The following is a 16,770-nucleotide window of genomic DNA, read 5'->3' as shown; positions in this document are numbered from 1 at the left end:
ACAACAATCAGCAGAAACCGGGAATGTCGCGCCGTAAGTTTTTGACTTACACCATCGCGAGCACAGCAGGTTTTCTCGCGTCGGGTGTGCTTTATCCGATGGTGCGCTTTGCTGTCGATCCGCTTCTTCAGAAGGGAACGGATACGAAATTTGTGGATGTGGGCTCGGTGAATGAGTTCGGTAAAGATCCGAAATCCGTGGAATTTCGGATTGAGCGTAAAGACGGCTGGTACAAAAAAGAGGGCGGAGAAAAGGCGACCGCTTGGGTCTTGAAACACGGTGGCGAGATTCTCGCACTATCCCCCATCTGCAAACACTTGGGCTGTACGGTGAAATGGGAAGGTGGAGGGAAGACGAATATCTTTTACTGTCCCTGCCACGGCGGTGAATATACCAAGGATGGGGTCAATATCCCGGGTACTCCACCCAATGCCCCGCTGGACGTGTATGCATCGAAAATCGAGGGTGACAGACTTCTCCTGGGCCCGATCAAGCAGCGAGGGGGAGGGGCGTAAGCTATGTTGAAGAGTGCATATGAATGGTTGGACAAACGGCTGGATATCACACCGATGTGGCGTGATATAGCCGATCACGAAGTTCCTGAGCACGTTAACCCAGCGCATCATTTCTCTGCGTTCATCTACTGTTTCGGCGGGTTGACCTTTTTTATTGTCGTCATCCAGATCCTTTCGGGTATGTTTTTGGCGATGTATTATGTTCCTGACATTCAGAACGCGTGGAAAAGTGTCGATTACCTGCAGAATGAAATCGCATTCGGACACATTGTCCGCGGCATGCACCACTGGGGTGCCAGCGTGTCGATCGTGATGTTGTTTCTCCATACCCTACGGGTCTTTTTCACGGGATCTTACAAGCATCCTCGTGAATTCAACTGGGTGGTCGGGATGCTGATTTTCTTTACGATGATGGGACTCGGCTTCACCGGATACTTGTTGCCGTGGGATAACAAAGCTTACTTTGCAACCAAAGTGGGGATCGAGATCGCAGCGAGTGTGCCGGTGATCGGTAGCGCTATCGCTACATTCCTGCAGGGGGGAGAAATCGTCGGGGCGCAGACGTTGGCACGCTTTTTCGCTTTGCACGTTTTCTTCCTCCCCGGCGTCTTGCTGGCTCTTCTGGGAGCCCACTTCTTCCTGATCCGGAGACAGGGTATCTCAGGGCCGCTCTAAGCCTGATACGTTAGGGGGGAAAACATATGGCACATAATGACCAAGACAAAGAACAAGACGTACATTTTGTCGGGGATTCACGGGTTAAATCCAATAAACAGCGGATATACCCAAAGGACTACTCCGAATTCCCAGGCAAGACGGAAGCCTTTTTTCCGAACTTCCTCTTGAAGGAGTGGATGGTGGCTGTCGTCGTCCTAGTCGGCTTTCTCGCTCTTGTGATGGCTGAAGAGCCGCCCCTCGGGGAACAAGCAGATCCGACCAACACGGGATTCCTACCGGTGCCGGACTGGTACTTCCTGTTCCTCTATGAGCTGTTGAAGTTTAAGTGGGCATCCGGGCCCTTCGTCGTTATCGGGACCGTCCTTGTTCCCTCTCTCCTCTTTGGAGGACTGTTCCTGGTCCCCTGGCTGGATCGGGGCAAGGAGCGGCGCCCGATGAAGCGGCCGATCACCACTGGGATCGCGTTGCTCAGCTTAGTAGGGATCGTTGTACTCACCTGGGTGGCGGAGGATGAACACCAGAAACAGCTGGCTTCACAACCCAAAGGGGCAGGTGAAGAAGCTAAGATCGTCGATCAGAACGATCCGGCTTATGAGATCTACAAGAATAACGCTTGCGTTAACTGTCATGGCCAACAGCTGGAAGGTCTTCAAGGCCCGTCTCTCAGAGGGATTGGGGATGCCTACTCTTCCGAAGAGATCATCAAGATCATGGATGAAGGGAAAGGCACCATGCCCGCCGGTATGTTCCAGGGAACGGCGAAAGAGAAGAAACAGCTGGCTGACTGGCTTGCCAGACAGAAAACCGGCAAAAAACCGCCGACCGAAGAACACTAAAGCCAAAACCCCGGCCATGATGGCCGGGGTTTTTTACTCTGCGGAGATGGAAGGGAGGGCGCATATGATCCGGATCCGGTGGCAGATCTTCATCCGTCTACTCAATCAACGCTCTTTTTTGTGGGGGCTGTTTTTGATCAATCTTTTGGGGACCTTCTACGGTTACTACTGGTACAAGAACCAACTGGCGGTGACAGAACTCCGCTTTCTTCCCTTTGTTCCCGATAGTCCGACAGCGAGCGCTGCATTTACGCTAGTTCTCCTCCTGTATCTGTTGAATCGGCGAAGTCCTCTCATGGAAGCCTTTGCTGGAGTCACGCTCTTTAAATACGGCATCTGGGCGGTCGCTATGATTGTAGCGGGGGCGGAACGCGCCGACATGCCTTTTCTGGAGGCCCTTCATTGGACGGACTGGATGTTGATGGCTTCTCATCTGGGAATGGCGATTCAGGGTGTGCTCTACAGTCGTTTCTTCACTTATGACTGGCGCCACCTGTTTATTGTGGCTGCCTGGGTACTGTTAAACGACACCCTGGACTACGGGTGGAATGTTCATCCATGGCTTCCCCCGTCCCTGGCAGGCTTGGAACCGATGGTGGCTCTGTTCACCTTCGGCATGAGTATCATCAGCCTCATCCTGTTCGCCGGTTTGGGTTTCCCACCCCGGAAGGAACGGAAATGGAAAAGCCCGTTGTGGTGGCAGAGCCCAACAAAGGCGATTCTGTAGACAAAAAAAGAGACCTCTTTGGTCTCTTTTTTTGTCCTTGGAAAATTACAATATAAACAAGTCTGTATTCCAAACCATAAGTGCCATTCAAAGGAGAAGTCTGTCAGATGACAGGCTTCTTTCATGGGGAGGACAGGCGGTGCATAGGATGTACCAATGAATCAATGGAAAGGAAAAGCGGGGGGAGAGAAGTGAGATGGGGCGTCAACAAGGGTGGGTCCTAGGATTGGCCGGTTTGGTGTTTTTCCTGGTTCTGTTTATGAATGGAACTCCGGGGATGGCGACAGCTGAGGATGGGTTAGTCGATCAATGGACGAAACAGGCATTGCAGATCGAAGAGAGAGTCCGGCAGGGTGGGGAAGAAAATTATCTGAAAGCACGGGAGGAGACGGCAGTTTTAGCAAAAAGTTTTGCCCGTTCGGACTTATCCGAAGTGAATCTGTCGATTCAGGGGGTCGAGGCATTATCTGAAACGCTGGTGGAACTCGACCGGCAGCTCAACCGTGTGATGCCTGCTTCCGATGATTTGAATCGGGCTGCCGAACGGTCTGCTTTGGCCTTCGATGCGATTGCTCACCCCCACCAACCGCTATGGTACCGGTATGAACCGGTTTTCAGGAAAGATATTGCCCGGGTGAAGGGAGCCGCCAAAAAAGGCAATCCTGAGAACCTCAGGATTGCCGTCCGGGAACTGATTCTTCATTATGAACAGATCGAGCCTGCCTTGGAGGTCGCACGAAAGCCTATGACGGTGGAGAAGGTCCGCTCATTGATGAATTTTCTCCGAAGCCGAGTCCATATCAATCCATTGCCTCGGGAAGAACTTCGGGGAGGGATTCGCCAATGGGAACGAATGGTGCCTCCGCTTTTCAACGGACCTGAAGAAGATGTTACCGCCTTTGGTGGAGGAACGTTGCCTCCGATCTTGCCTGCGGCGCTCTCTCTCGGAGGGTTGATCGCTATGGTACTCAGTTATGTGGGGTGGAAAAAGCACCGATACAAACAGCGGCGAATGCCAGGCCGTTTTTAGAAGAAGGTTCGATTATTCTTTTTCAAAGCTGAATCCTTCTCCGAAAACATCCCGCACGTCATGGACAACGACGAAGGCATAAGGATCCACGGCGTTGACTAGTTGTTTCATCCGGGGAAGTTCCGGACGGCTTATTACCACATAAAGGACCTCTTTATCCGTTCCGGTGTATCCTCCACGTCCTTTCAGAAGGGTAACGCCCCGATCCATGTCACTGGTGATTTTGTCCGAAATAGCGACAGCTGAATTGGAAATAATGGTTACCGCCTTCCGTGTATCCAGACCTTCGACCACGAAGTCGATCACCCGGGCCCCTACGAAAACAGCAACGACTGTATACATGGCCTTTTCACGACCGATGAAGAAAGCGGAGCCCCCAATTACCAAGATATCGAAGAGGAACATGGTCCGGCCGATGCTCCAGTCGAAATATTTGTTTCCGAGTCGGGCGATGATATCTACCCCTCCAGTGGTTCCTCCGGTCCGAAAGATCATTCCCAGCCCGAGGCCGACTAACACTCCCGTATAGAGGGCTGCGAGAAGGGGATCGCCGGGGATGGGTTCACCCCAGCCTTCGGTTAGGGAGAGGGAGAGGGAGACGGAGACCGTTCCGATGACCGTCAGGGTCAAGGTCCGTTTGCCGAAGATTTTATAGCCGACAAAAAAGAGCGGGATATTCAAGAGCAGGATCACGACCCCGGGAGAAAAGCCGAATAAATAGTGTAGGATGAGAGAAATTCCGGTGAAACCACCCTCCGACAGTTTATTAGCGATCGCGAAATAGTTGATGCCTAGGGAGAAAATGAAAGAACCAAAAAGAATGATCGCAATGTCCCGGATCCATTTTTGAATGTTCCGTTTGGTGGCCGTATGCATGTTCCATCGCCTCCTTTTTATTAGGATGACCCGATTTCACTCATTCTTCCGGCAAATCACGATCTATTATACCGGCCCCGTATCGTTTGGGCAATGAGAAGGGAGCCTTGAGGTTATTGACAAACCAGCGGCCAAAGGAAAAGCGTGGTGGCCGCAAAACGGTCGGAGCCTCCGGATACTCCGCTCAGTCGGTCGGTGCCAACAGGACGCTTCGCCGGAAATCGACCTACCTTTGGACTTTGTCAACAGGCTCAGAGCCCTGAACGGTTTTCTACCAAGGGCGATACGGTTTGTCTTCTACTAATGGATCGGTTACCATGATAGGGGAAAAGGAGGCTCTTTCACGATGGATGCCAAGACGATGAAAGTGATGCAGCAGGAGGTCGATGCGTATATCTCCCAGTTTAAAGAGGGCTATTTCCATCCTCTATCCATGCTGGCCCGCATGACAGAGGAAGTGGGGGAATTGGCCCGGGAGGTCAACCATCGCTACGGTGAAAAACCAAAGAAGGCGGGGGAAGAGGAGAACAGCATGGAGATGGAACTGGGTGATCTTCTCTTTATCATCATCTGTTTTGCTAATTCCCTCAACATCGATCTGGAAGAAGCTTTCGATCGGGTGATGGAGAAATACGATATTCGAGACAAGGATCGTTGGACGCGCAAGAATACCTGAACGAGACACTGTAGGAGAAGGAGGGGAGGCGCGGGTCGAAGAGGCCTGGCGCCGAATTTGTGATGAAACCGATTAAGGTGGCTGTAGCGGGGGCCACAGGACGTATGGGACAGGAAGTCGTCAAGTTGATACAAAGAGAGGAGAGCTTAGTCCTTTCTGGTGCGACAGCCCGTCGCAAGAAAGGGGAAGACGCCGGGGAGGCGATCGGTATTGGCAAACTGGGAATCACTTTGACGGATTCCCTTGACGAGGTGCTTGCCCAGGGACCGGATGTATTGGTGGACTTTACGACGCCGGATCAAGTCAAAGCTAATACAGAGCGGGCGATTGAGGCCGGTGTGAGACCGGTGGTAGGAACGACCGGCCTCACCGAAGAGGAGATCCGCGAATTGGACGAGCTCTGCCGGGATAAGGGGATTGGCGGCATCATCGCTCCCAATTTTGCGATCGGAGCAGTATTGATGATGGTATTTGCCGCTAAAGCATCTCGATATATGCCCCACCTGGAGATTATCGAGATGCACCATGACAGGAAGTTGGATGCCCCATCGGGTACAGCCTGGAAGACCGCCGAGCTCATCTCCAAGGAACGGGAAGAGATGAAGCAGGGACATCCGGAAGAAAAAGAGACGCTGGAGGGAGCCCGGGGCGGATACCGAGACGGCTTCAGGGTGCACAGTGTCCGCCTGCCGGGTCTGGTTGCTCATCAAGAGGTGCTGCTTTCCGACGCCGGGCAGCTGCTGACGATTCGCCATGATTCTCTCAACAGGGAATCCTTCATGCCTGGGGTGAAGCTCGCTGTAGAGGACGTCATGAATCGAACGGGTCTTGTCTATGGGTTGGAGAAGATCCTCGACTTATAAAGGGAGGGTTATATGAGCATCCCATTCCCCCGTGTACAGCTTCTGTGGGGTGAAACACCGTTGCATCCGCTTCCCCGTTTGGCTGCTGCTGCCGGACTTCCTGAGATCTGGGTGAAACGGGACGACCTAACCGGGACCGCTCTCGGCGGCAACAAGCTCAGAAAGCTGGAATTTTTGCTCGGCGAGGCGAAAGAGACGGGCTGTGACTTGGTGATTACCGGAGGCAGTCCCCAATCCAACCATGCCCGGCTCACTGCCGGTGCCGCCCGCAGGGTCGGGTTAGATGCCTGGCTTTGTTTTGCTGGCGACCGGATGGGCACAGGGCAGGGGAATCTGCTCCTGGATCGATTGTTCGGCGCTCAATGCTTTCTGACGGGCGTCTATGGTTCCGAAGCTTTGGAAGAGGCGATGGAGGCGAAGGCAGAGGAAGTCCGGTCTCAAGGGCGAAGACCCTTTGTCATTCCGGTGGGCGGTTCGACTCCTGCTGGTGACTATGGGTATGTTCTCGCTTGGAAAGAATGGGCTGCACAGCAAAGACAGTCGGGAAGCTCCATCGATACGATCTGGCTATCGGCAGGGACTGGAGGGACGATGGCCGGCCTCCTGGCCGGGCGTGCCCTGTCGCCCCTTCCTGTGAACATCCGCGGAATTAGCGCTTGGCTGGGAGCGGCAGAGCTTCGCCGGCAAGTAGCCCGTCTGGCCAATCAGTTGCTGGAGCGTCTGGGTAGTGAAAAGCGGGTGCAGGAGAGGGAAGTGGAAGTTTCCGACGGGTACATCGGCCGTAAGTATGGAGCCCCTTCAGAAGAAGGCAATCGCGCCATCCGCCTGTTGGCGGAGACGGAAGGTCTAGTAGTCGACCCCGTCTATACGGGAAAAGCCCTCGCCGGTATGATGGACTTGGCTTCTTCCTCCGAACGCGCCCTCTTTTGGCACACGGGGGGCTCCCCAGCGGTTTTCACTCACGGGAGTACGCTATGGCGTGAGTTCTCCGATAGATGATGGGAGGACATGGCGTGGGGAGACGAAAAAGCCGTTTACGGCGAGACTGCTGACAAACCGTACGTGGGGCGCGAGGCCGGATTTCCGACTCCGGGCCTGTCCGCTCCGCGCCCTCCGGCTCCAACCAGCAGCCAAAGGAAAAGCGGGTGTGGCCGCAAAACGGTTGGAGCCTCCGGACACTCCGCTGGGTTGTCGGTCCAACAGGTGCACCGCCGGAAACCGGTCCACCTTTGTGGGTACAGAGAGACTTTGTCAATAACCTGGCCGTATCCATCTTGGATACGGCTTTTTCTTGCGTCATATAGTCAAATTTGATTATAATAAGTTTAATATATCCGTTCGACAGGAGTGGAGAAAGAACATGATGCACGAAAAAAGTCGGGTGAATGGCGTTGTAGCCGGCCTCTTGCTTGGGATCCTGATGGCCTCCATGGATAACACCATCGTGGCGACAGCCATGGGAACCATCGTCTCTGATCTGGGCGGGCTGGATCAATTCATCTGGGTCACCTCTGCTTACATGATTGCCAGTGTGGCCGGTATGCCGATCTTCGGGAAGTTGTCGGATATGTATGGTCGAAAGTTTTTTTATATCCTTGGACTGGGCTTGTTTCTTATTGGGTCCGTCCTCTGCGGGACAGCACAAAGTATGATGCAGTTAAGTTTTTACCGAGCAATCCAGGGGCTTGGTGGAGGGGCACTGATGCCTATTGCTTTCACCATCATGTTTGACATCTTCCCTCCCCATAAGAGAGGGAAGATGTCCGGTCTCTTCAGCGCAGTGTTTGGGATTTCCAGTATTTTCGGCCCCCTTCTTGGAGCCTATATCACGGACGCGATCGACTGGCGCTGGATTTTTTATATCAATGTTCCCCTGGGACTTCTTTCTCTGATCTTCATCGTGAAAAATTATCATGAAAAGATGGAACATACGCGGCAGAAGATTGACTGGTGGGGGGCTGGTCTCTTGGTAACTGCCATTGTCAGCTTGATGTTCGCCTTGGAGCTGGGGGGGAAAAAACAACCTTGGGATTCTCCGCTCATCCTTGGCTTGTTTGCTTCCTTTGCGCTTCTGTTCGCTCTGTTTTTGTGGGTGGAAACCAAGGCTTCCGACCCTATTGTCTCGCTGAACTTGTTTAAAAACCGGCTTTTTGCGGCAAGTCAAGGAATCAGCTTCTTCTACGGGACGGTCTTCATTGTGGCGACGATGTTGATTCCTCTCTATATCCAGGCGGTGTTCGGTGGTTCTGCGACGAACAGCGGTTTGATCCTGATGCCGATGATGCTGGGAGTCGTTGCTGGAAGCCAAGTGGGAGGACGGATGGTTCTCCATGCCTCTTACCGAACCATGATGATTGCATCCGGTGTCTTGTTCCTAACGGGTGTTCTCTTGCTGGGCACGTTGTCGGTGGACACGCCTCGGTGGTTGGTAACGGTGTTCATGGTCATCGCAGGGGTTGGAATGGGTATCTCATTCCCCTTGCTCAGTATGAGTTCGATCCATGGCCTGGATGTCAGGCAGCGGGGTTCTGCCAACTCATCGGTGGCATTTTTCCGCATGATTGGGATGACTTTGGGGATCACGATATTCGGAACGGTCCAAAGCCACCTGATGCTGGATCAACTTCGGCAGTCTTTACCCCGTTTCAATCCCGGCGGAGACTTCAACCCGCAGGCGCTGTTACAGCCAGAGGTGAGAGCGCAACTTCCTTCTCATGTCCTCGACGGGATGACCGGTGCCTTTGCAGATTCGATCGCAGCCGTTTTCCAGTGGTCTCTCCTATCCGTCGGGCTGGCGATTCTCTTGATTTTCTTCATGGGAAGCGGCCGGATGTCGACGACTTCTTCTGCCTCCATCTCCCATAAAGCGGATCCCATTCAAGGGGAGGGTTGATTCCTCGATGTCGATCAAGCTGGTGATTCTCGGGTTGTTGATGGAAGGGGAAAAACATCCGTATGAAATCGCTCAGGTAATGAAAGAGCGTTTGATGGAAAACTACATTAAATTGCCCAAGGGATCGATTTATTACGCTTTTGACCAATTGCAAAAGAAGGATATGATCGAGGTGGTGGATGTCATTCGGGACAGCAACCGCCCGGATAGAACCATCTATCGAATTACCCCGCGGGGTGAGGAAGAGTTTCAGCAATTGCTCATCCGTCAGTTTTCCTGTCTGGACAACTTCTACCACCCACTGTATGCAGCCCTTGTTTTTGCCAGACATGGCAATCCGACGGCCATCGCTGAGGTTCTTGAAGAACGGATACAAATAGTGGAGGAAAGTGTGCAACGGATGCAGCAGGTGTACGAAGAGCACATTTCCCAGGTTTCCCGAGCTACCCTTCATATGATGATGGGAACCGTGGAGCAGGGCAAAACAGAACTAAAATGGTTAAAACGGATCCGAAAGGATGCCCTGGAAGGAAGGCTGCAAGAACGCGGCCGCCCCATCCTACTGAAGGAGGAAGAAAGGGGTACGTAATTTTGTAAACGAGTTTGTATAACAAACAAAGAAACAGGCCAGGGAACGGACTTTCAATAAAAGCCCGGTCTTGGCGACTTTCTGGATTCGTCCCTATGGGGTAAAATAGTTGAAGACGGATCTAGAAAGGGCCGAGGCCTGGAACGGCCGTTGTTCCCGCCTGGCAAGGGTGCCGGGTGGGGTTTTTTATCCTTCGGGATTTCCGGAGAATCCATTCGCAAAGAAGGTGACAGGATGCATATCGCGCTGATAGCCCATGACAAGAAGAAGGAACTGATGGTCCGATTCACGATTGCCTACCAACATATCCTCAAGGATCATCACTTATACGCCACCGGTACAACGGGAAAGAAAATCATGGACGCGACCGGCCTTTCCGTGCATCGCTTCCTATCCGGACCGATGGGTGGGGATCAGCAGATCGGGGCCCTTCTGGCAGAAAATCGCATGGATTGCATCCTGTTTTTCCGCGATCCGCTCACTTCTCAGCCTCATGAACCAGACATCCTGGCTCTGATGCGTTTAGCGGACGTTCATAATGTCCCAATCGCCACCAACGTGGCAGCAGCAGAAGTCATCATCCGTTCTATTAAGCAGGGTGATCTGGCATGGCGTGAGATCGTCCAACAAAAGAGGGAAGAGGGCGAAGAATCATGAACGAGGAAATCGACATCTTAGCTTTCGGTGCCCACCCGGATGATGTGGAAATCGGGGCTTCAGGGATTCTGGCTCAGCATGCCGAAGCGGGATTCCGGACGGCGATCTGTGATTTGACCGCGGGAGAACTATCCACCAATGGTGACGTTGAAACCAGGGAACAGGAGGCAGACCGTGCTGGAGAGATTCTCGGTTTAACCGCGCGCTACAGGATGCGGTTCCCTGATCGGGGGTTGACGAGCTCCGCAGAGCAGGTTGAGGCGATGGTAAGACTGATCCGACAGGTCAAGCCAAAAGTGGTGCTAGCCCCCTATTGGGAAGACCGTCATCCTGATCACATCGCGTGCAGCCGAATGGTGAAAGAGGCTGTCTTTGATGCGGCGATCCGCAAAAAAAAGGGGGTGGAGGGAATTCCGCCCCATCGCGTGGAACAGGTTTTCTATTATTTCATCAATGATGTTTCCAAGGCGGATCTCATTGTGGATATCAGCGAGGTGTATGAAAAGAAAAAAGCGGCGATCCTGGCTTTTGAAAGCCAGTTCGTTCCGGGGCCCGGGCGAATGGAGACTCCCCTCAACCGTCCGACCTATCTACCGATGGTGGAAGGCCGGGACCAACTCTGGGGGCACCAGATCGGCACTGTATGGGGAGAAGGGTTGGTTTCCCCTTCCCCTCTTGCTCTGAAACAACTTTTGTGAATGATGAAGGGAGTATGCCCGGATGCGGATCGGGATTACCTGTTACCCCAGTCATGGGGGCTCCGGCGTTGTGGCAACGGAGTTGGGCAAATTGATGGCTGAACGAGGCCATCAGGTTCACTTCATTACTTATGATATGCCCTTTCGACTGGGACATTTTTTTCATAATATCCATTACCATGAGGTGGAGGCCAATCGGTATGCGGTTTTTCGCTACCCACCCTATGATTTGGCTTTGGCGAGCCGGATGGCTCAGGTAGCCAAGCTTCATCAGCTAGACTTGATTCATGTCCATTATGCCGTTCCTCATGCCATCTGTGCCTATTTAGCCAAGGAGATGGTGGATGATTCTTTCAAAGTAGTAACGACCCTTCACGGGACGGATATCACGGTTTTGGGAGAAGACCCTTCCTTGCGGGACATCATCTGTTTCGGAATCAACCAGAGCGACGCCGTGACCGCAGTTTCCGATGATCTGATCCGCCAGACCAAGGAGATGCTGTGTATCGACCGCCCCTTGGAGCGGATTTATAACTTCGTCGATCAGAGGGTCTACTCTCCGCGGGATATCTCCGATATTCGGGAACAATGTGCACGCCCGGAGGAAAAAATCCTCCTTCATATTTCCAACTTTCGCCCGGTGAAACGGGTGCCAGACGTGATCCGGATTTTCGATCAGGTTCAAAAAAAGGTGCCTGCCAAACTATTGTTGGTTGGGGAAGGTCCCGAGTGGTCCCTCGCTGTCGAGATGGCTCAGGAGCGGGGACTGACAGACAAGATTACCTTTATGGGTAAACAAGACGAGGTGGCTCGCCTGATTTCTCTGGCCGATCTCCTCCTTCTCCCCTCCGCGAAAGAAAGCTTTGGACTGGTCGCTCTGGAGGCGATGGCTTGTGGTGTTCCCACGGTGGGGTCCAATGCCGGAGGCTTGCCGGAAGTGGTGGCCGATGGGGAGACCGGATTCCTATCCGGAATCGGGGAGGTGGAGGCGATGGCGGATCACGCTATCCGGCTGCTGAGTGATCCGGATTTATACCGCCGCTTTTCCGAGATGGGGCTGGAACGGGCCCGAGATCGGTTTTGCGCTGAAAAGATCGCTGATCAGTACGAGGACCTTTATCAGCGGGTGATTGACGGAAAGAGGAGCCACACATGAATCCTGCCCTAAAAGATGCTCTGACTGTACTGGAACATCTGGAGAAAGCCGGTTACCAGGCATATCTGGTTGGGGGCTGTGTCCGGGATCGCTTGATGGGACGGGAGCCTGCCGACTGGGATGTAGCGACAGATGCTTGCCCTGACACGGTACAAGCTCTCTTTCCCTGGACGGTGCCCACGGGTCTTCGTCACGGAACGGTCTCCGTCCTCCACAAGAAAGGGATGACGGAGGTGACAACGTTCCGTCGGGAAGGAGCGTATACGGATCACCGGCGTCCTGATGCGGTGGTGTTTATGACGGATCTATCAAAGGATCTGGCCCGCCGGGATTTCACTATCAATGCGATGGCGGAAGACCGAAGAGGTCGCCTGTACGATCCTTTCAAGGGTCAGCAGGATCTGAAACAAAAACAGATCCGGGCCGTAGGAGAACCCGACCACCGATTTACCGAGGACGCACTCCGAATGGTACGGGCGCTTCGGTTTGCCGCTCAACTGGAATTCTCGATCGAGGAGAAAACGGAAGCGGCTATTCAACGGTCAAAATGTCACCTCACTTCCCTGGCGGTGGAGCGGGTGACTGGGGAGTTAAAGAAGCTTTTTCGTGCTCCACGCCCTTCTCTCGGTGTTCGCTATCTGTGGAAGCACAACCTATTCCCTGTGTTGCCGCCATTTAGCCGTTGGGAGATGGCTGTCCCCAACTCTCCGAATTTCCCCGCTGAAACACTGGATTCCCTTGATGGGGAGGCAACCCGATGGGCCTTTTTTCTCCTCATGTGCGGGGTGGAAGTATCCGTTGTTCGAAGTCGGTTGAAAAGCTTTCGGGTATCTCAAAAAGAATGGACGGAGATTGCTGTCATTTTTCAACTGGCACTCTCCCGAAAGGAAGAATGGCAGGAGATGGAAGCGAAACGGGCCATCTTAGAACACGGCTGGGAGGCAATCTATCGGGGAACGCTTCTGGCTGGGGAAATCCACGGCTGGCCCCCACAAGTACGCGATCATTGCCTAAAAGCTTTGGCTGGATGGCATCAGGAGATGCCGGTCCGAAATCAGCGTGACCTGGCCGTAAACGGTCAGGACCTCATCCGGATTTCCGGACGTCCACCGGGTTCCTGGGTGGGGAAGGTTTTGGAGGAATTGCTGGTTCGGACGGCTCTCGGGCAACTCCCTAACGATAAAACAGCTTTGATGAAGGAGGGACGCCGTATTGGGAAGTTCTATCCGTGAACAAATCCTGAATCTATTGTTGAAACAGGGAGAGGCGACCATCTCCGGCGAAGAGATCAGTCGTCAGTTGCAATGCAGTCGAACGGCGATCTGGAAACATATCAATGAACTTCGGAAAGAAGGCTACCAAATCGAAGCCCGTCCCAAAAGCGGCTACCGATTGGTCTATCGGCCGGACCGTGTGGCACCGGAAGAACTAAAGCCCTTTCTGCAAACAAAGTGGGTGGGGCAGAAGGTCCGCTACAAGCGGAGTGTGGATTCCACTCAACCTTTGGCCCATGATTGGGCGAAAGAGGGAATCGAAGAGGGTTCTCTCGTGATTACAGAAGAGCAGATAGCCGGCAGGGGAAGGATGGGTAGAGCCTGGCACTCACCACCTCATTCTGGTATCTGGATGAGCTTGATCCTGCGCCCACCGATCCCGCTGGCACAAGCTTCACAGCTGACGCTGCTCACTTCCGTGGCGATTACACGAGCGATCCGAAAGGAAACAGGGCTAAATGTCACGATCAAATGGCCCAACGACCTTTTGATCGACGGGAAGAAAACTTGCGGCATCCTGACTGAGCTGAGAGGCGAGCAGGACCAAGTACATTATGTCGTGCAGGGGATCGGGATCAATGTCAATGTGACGGACTCAGTCTGGCCAGAAGAGCTAAAGGAAATAGCAACCTCTCTCGCTATCGAGGCGGGGCGGACCTTTGAACGGCCCCCACTGATCGCTTCCATCCTGGGGGAAATCGAGGCGCTCTACGAAGGCTATCTCAACCATGGCTTCCAACCGATCCGGATTCTCTGGGAAGAATATGCCGGAATGCTGGGAAAGACGATCACGGCCCGTACAGCCGGGGGGATGGTAAAGGGAATTGCGACCGGCTTGGCCGAGTCAGGTGCCTTGCTGGTTGAGACCGGGAAGGGTACGGAGGCAGTCTTCTCTTCCGACATACAAATCTGAAAACCATTGTCAACGCTTCAAAAATGGTTTACCCTAAAGATGGGAATCGGCGTCATCCCTCGGGAGCCGCACGAGAACCCAAAGCTTTTTTTCTCAAAGGTTTTTTATCCATTCATTCAGTCTGCTCTGAGCCCTCGGGACGGAGACAGAGGTACGGTATGAAATGTACCGACGCCTTTTCGGTCCGTGATCGCGGCTGAATTGGCGTCTTTTATTTCTCCCTGCCCTCTGGCTCCGGAGCATCACAAGGAGGATGTGCTATGGCACAGGAAAAAACCGTGACGCTTCGGACCTTGCGCCGCATGAAGAAAGAAGGAGAGCGCATCGCGATGGTGACGGCTTATGACTACCCTTCTGCTCGGCTGGCAGAAGAAGCCGGAACCGATATCATTCTGGTAGGCGATTCGCTGGGTATGGTGGTATTGGGGTATGACTCGACGGTACCGGTTACCTTGGAGGAAATGTTACATCACACGAAGGCGGTCACCCGTGGTGCCCGTCGTCCGCTTGTAGTGACGGATCTGCCTTTTTTAACGGCCCATCTTTCCAAGGATGACGTGCTGCGTGCGGCAGGGCGTCTGATGCAGGAAGGCGGTGCCCGGGCGGTTAAAATTGAGGGCGGGGAAGAGGTGCTTTCCGCCGTCCGTTCCTGCGTGGCGGCGGGGATCCCCGTCATGGCCCACATTGGGCTGACTCCCCAGTCCGTTCATCAGTTGGGAGGTTATCTCATTCAGGGACGGGAGTTGGAATCAGCCCGTCGCCTGATTCATGAGGCCAAGCAATTGGAAGAAGCGGGGGCATTCGCTGTGGTTTTGGAATGCGTACCGGAGGAGCTGGCAGAATCGATTGCCCAAACGGTATCCATCCCCGTCATCGGGATCGGAGCGGGACGGGGATGTGATGGACAGGTATTGGTATACCACGATTTGTTGCAATATGGAGCGGGATCCAGCCCTTCCTTTGTCAAGGTGTTCAGCCAGACGGGACAATCGGCCCTCTCGGGATTGCAAAGTTATGTGGAAGAAGTAAGGAGCGGCGCTTTCCCTTCCGAAGAGCATGTATTTCCCCTGAAATCCGGGGTGCTGGAACGGCTTTACGGGGAAGGAGGGGACAAAGATGCGGGTGGTTAAAACGATCGAAGGCATTCGAGAGGCGCTTTCTTCAGCACAAAGACCGGTCGGTTTCATCCCCACGATGGGTTCGTTGCATGCCGGTCATATCAGCCTCATCGAGCGAGCCCGCCGCGAATGCGCCACGGTGGTGGTGTCCGTGTTTGTCAACCCTCTCCAGTTCGGTCCGACGGAGGATTTTGACCATTACCCCCGGGATCTGGATACGGATGCCCGCAAATCCGAGGAGGCCGGAACGGACTTCCTGTTTGCTCCGGCGACGAAAGAACTGTATCCCGCTCCTCCCCGCACCCGGGTGACGGTATCGGGGCTGACTGATCGCCTGTGCGGTGCTTCCCGACCCGGTCACTTTGACGGTGTGGCAACGGTCGTGAACAAGCTTTTGCATATCGTCAGCCCGGACCGGGTATATTTCGGGCTAAAGGATGCGCAACAACTTGCGGTGATCCAGCGGATGACGGAAGACTTGAACTTGCCCGTTCGAGTGGTTCCCTGCCCGACACTGCGGGAATCGGATGGTTTGGCAATGAGCTCCCGTAATGTTTATCTGTCACCAGAGGAGCGTGAACAAGCCACCGTTTTGAACCGTGCACTTTCCTTAGCCACGGAACAAGTCAAAACGGGCCGGATCAGCCGGGCAGACGAGGCGGCCCAGCTGATCCGAGAGACGATCCGTACGGCTCCACAAGCAGAGATTGACTATGTGGAAGTGCTCTCCTACCCGGATTTGGAACGGGTCCATGAAATTCGAGACCAGCAGGTGATTGCGGCCACGGCCGTCCGCTTCGGAAACACGCGATTGATCGATAATGTGATTTGGCCGGGAAAGGAAGATTCCTGATGTTCCGCACAATGATGAAAGGGAAAATCCACCGTGCAACGGTCACGGAAGCCAATCTGAACTATGTAGGAAGTATCACCATCGATGAGGAGATCCTCGACCGTGTGGATATCTTGCCCAATGAAAAGGTGCAGATTGTCAACAACAACAACGGGGCTCGCCTAGAGACCTATGTCATTCCCGGCAAGCGGGGGAGCGGTACAATCTGCCTCAACGGGGCAGCCGCCCGCCTGGTCCAACCGGGGGATACGGTGATCATCATTTCCTACGTGATGATGGACGAGGCTACCGCTCGCAGTCACCGTCCCAAGGTAGCAATCATGGGGGAAGGAAACCGGATTGTGGAGATGCTGGGAGAAGAGGTTCACGGCACAGTTTTATAATTTCTTATAAGATAGAGAAGGATGGCACCGGTATA

The 16,770-nt window shown here is 53.7% G+C and carries 19 protein-coding genes; 18 read left to right on the top strand and 1 reads right to left on the bottom strand.

The features are described 5' to 3' along the window. Positions 1 to 23 precede the first annotated feature (23 nt). From ACFOUO_RS14700 to ACFOUO_RS14680, 5 genes are all read left to right on the top strand, one after another. Complete coding sequence (locus tag ACFOUO_RS14700) at positions 24 to 515, top strand: QcrA and Rieske domain-containing protein (RefSeq protein ID WP_380706263.1); 492 nt, start codon at positions 24 to 26, stop codon at positions 513 to 515. 3 nt (positions 516 to 518) lie between these two features. Continuing rightward, on the top strand, positions 519 to 1,190 hold the full coding sequence (gene qcrB / locus ACFOUO_RS14695; RefSeq protein WP_380705899.1) for a menaquinol-cytochrome c reductase cytochrome b subunit: 672 nt from the start codon (positions 519 to 521) through the stop codon (positions 1,188 to 1,190). Positions 1,191 to 1,216: 26 nt separating this feature from the next. Then, a complete protein-coding gene (locus tag ACFOUO_RS14690) occupies positions 1,217 to 2,029 on the top strand; it encodes a menaquinol-cytochrome c reductase cytochrome b/c subunit (RefSeq protein ID WP_380705898.1) in 813 nt (270 codons plus the stop codon). Between the two features lie 64 nt (positions 2,030 to 2,093). Continuing rightward, complete coding sequence (locus ACFOUO_RS14685; RefSeq protein ID WP_380705897.1) at positions 2,094 to 2,756, top strand: DUF1405 domain-containing protein; 663 nt, start codon at positions 2,094 to 2,096, stop codon at positions 2,754 to 2,756. Between the two features lie 196 nt (positions 2,757 to 2,952). After that, the gene (locus ACFOUO_RS14680) at positions 2,953 to 3,786 is read left to right on the top strand and encodes a sporulation protein YpjB (protein WP_380705896.1); all 834 of its coding nucleotides are present in this window, start codon (positions 2,953 to 2,955) and stop codon (positions 3,784 to 3,786) included. A 12-nt stretch (positions 3,787 to 3,798) separates the two neighbouring features. Here the strand turns inward: ACFOUO_RS14680 and ACFOUO_RS14675 are convergent, their stop codons facing one another. Further along, positions 3,799 to 4,662, bottom strand: a complete 864-nt coding sequence (locus ACFOUO_RS14675) for a YitT family protein (protein WP_380705895.1) — start codon at positions 4,660 to 4,662, stop codon at positions 3,799 to 3,801. A gap of 346 nt (positions 4,663 to 5,008) precedes the next feature. On the opposite strand from ACFOUO_RS14675, the gene ACFOUO_RS14670 reads away from it, so the two are divergent. The 13 genes from ACFOUO_RS14670 to panD all read left to right on the top strand — a co-directional run bounded on the left by ACFOUO_RS14670 (position 5,009) and on the right by panD (position 16,735). Beyond that, positions 5,009 to 5,338 carry a nucleotide pyrophosphohydrolase gene (locus ACFOUO_RS14670; protein ID WP_380705894.1) on the top strand — a complete coding sequence of 110 codons (330 nt, stop codon included), beginning with the start codon at positions 5,009 to 5,011 and terminating at the stop codon, positions 5,336 to 5,338. A 59-nt stretch (positions 5,339 to 5,397) separates the two neighbouring features. Further along, on the top strand, positions 5,398 to 6,201 hold the full coding sequence (gene dapB / locus ACFOUO_RS14665) for a 4-hydroxy-tetrahydrodipicolinate reductase (RefSeq protein WP_380705893.1): 804 nt from the start codon (positions 5,398 to 5,400) through the stop codon (positions 6,199 to 6,201). A 12-nt stretch (positions 6,202 to 6,213) separates the two neighbouring features. Then, entirely contained in the window at positions 6,214 to 7,200 is a 987-nt protein-coding gene (locus ACFOUO_RS14660) for a 1-aminocyclopropane-1-carboxylate deaminase/D-cysteine desulfhydrase (RefSeq protein WP_380705892.1), read from the top strand. A gap of 361 nt (positions 7,201 to 7,561) precedes the next feature. After that, the gene (locus ACFOUO_RS14655) at positions 7,562 to 9,094 is read left to right on the top strand and encodes an MDR family MFS transporter (protein ID WP_380705891.1); all 1,533 of its coding nucleotides are present in this window, start codon (positions 7,562 to 7,564) and stop codon (positions 9,092 to 9,094) included. Positions 9,095 to 9,101: 7 nt separating this feature from the next. Continuing rightward, positions 9,102 to 9,683, top strand: a complete 582-nt coding sequence (locus ACFOUO_RS14650; protein WP_380705890.1) for a PadR family transcriptional regulator — start codon at positions 9,102 to 9,104, stop codon at positions 9,681 to 9,683. A gap of 234 nt (positions 9,684 to 9,917) precedes the next feature. Beyond that, positions 9,918 to 10,340, top strand: a complete 423-nt coding sequence (gene mgsA / locus ACFOUO_RS14645) for a methylglyoxal synthase (protein WP_380705889.1) — start codon at positions 9,918 to 9,920, stop codon at positions 10,338 to 10,340. After that, complete coding sequence (gene bshB1, locus ACFOUO_RS14640) at positions 10,337 to 11,038, top strand: bacillithiol biosynthesis deacetylase BshB1 (protein ID WP_380705888.1); 702 nt, start codon at positions 10,337 to 10,339, stop codon at positions 11,036 to 11,038. Before mgsA ends, bshB1 begins: the two co-directional genes overlap by 4 nt. A 22-nt stretch (positions 11,039 to 11,060) precedes the next feature. Further along, the gene (gene bshA, locus ACFOUO_RS14635) at positions 11,061 to 12,194 is read left to right on the top strand and encodes an N-acetyl-alpha-D-glucosaminyl L-malate synthase BshA (RefSeq protein ID WP_380705887.1); all 1,134 of its coding nucleotides are present in this window, start codon (positions 11,061 to 11,063) and stop codon (positions 12,192 to 12,194) included. Then, positions 12,191 to 13,426 (top strand): CCA tRNA nucleotidyltransferase, encoded by a 1,236-nt coding sequence (locus tag ACFOUO_RS14630; protein WP_380705886.1) that lies wholly within the window; start codon positions 12,191 to 12,193, stop codon positions 13,424 to 13,426. The genes bshA and ACFOUO_RS14630 overlap by 4 nt, the downstream gene beginning before the upstream one ends. Then, positions 13,407 to 14,381 (top strand): biotin--[acetyl-CoA-carboxylase] ligase, encoded by a 975-nt coding sequence (locus ACFOUO_RS14625; RefSeq protein WP_380705885.1) that lies wholly within the window; start codon positions 13,407 to 13,409, stop codon positions 14,379 to 14,381. Before ACFOUO_RS14630 ends, ACFOUO_RS14625 begins: the two co-directional genes overlap by 20 nt. A gap of 260 nt (positions 14,382 to 14,641) precedes the next feature. Next, positions 14,642 to 15,511: a 3-methyl-2-oxobutanoate hydroxymethyltransferase gene (panB, locus tag ACFOUO_RS14620; RefSeq protein ID WP_380705884.1), complete on the top strand. Its 870-nt coding sequence runs from the start codon at positions 14,642 to 14,644 to the stop codon at positions 15,509 to 15,511. Further along, positions 15,498 to 16,352 carry a pantoate--beta-alanine ligase gene (panC, locus tag ACFOUO_RS14615; protein WP_380705883.1) on the top strand — a complete coding sequence of 285 codons (855 nt, stop codon included), beginning with the start codon at positions 15,498 to 15,500 and terminating at the stop codon, positions 16,350 to 16,352. Before panB ends, panC begins: the two co-directional genes overlap by 14 nt. Beyond that, entirely contained in the window at positions 16,352 to 16,735 is a 384-nt protein-coding gene (gene panD / locus ACFOUO_RS14610; protein ID WP_380705882.1) for an aspartate 1-decarboxylase, read from the top strand. Before panC ends, panD begins: the two co-directional genes overlap by 1 nt. Positions 16,736 to 16,770 lie beyond the last annotated feature (35 nt).

Origin of the sequence: Salinithrix halophila (genome assembly GCF_042650125.1) — a bacterium.
GTDB lineage: Bacteria > Bacillota > Bacilli > Thermoactinomycetales > DSM-45169 > Salinithrix > Salinithrix halophila.
The sequence above is the reverse complement of the archived record's forward strand: the minus strand, read 5'-3'. Positions and strand labels throughout refer to the sequence as shown.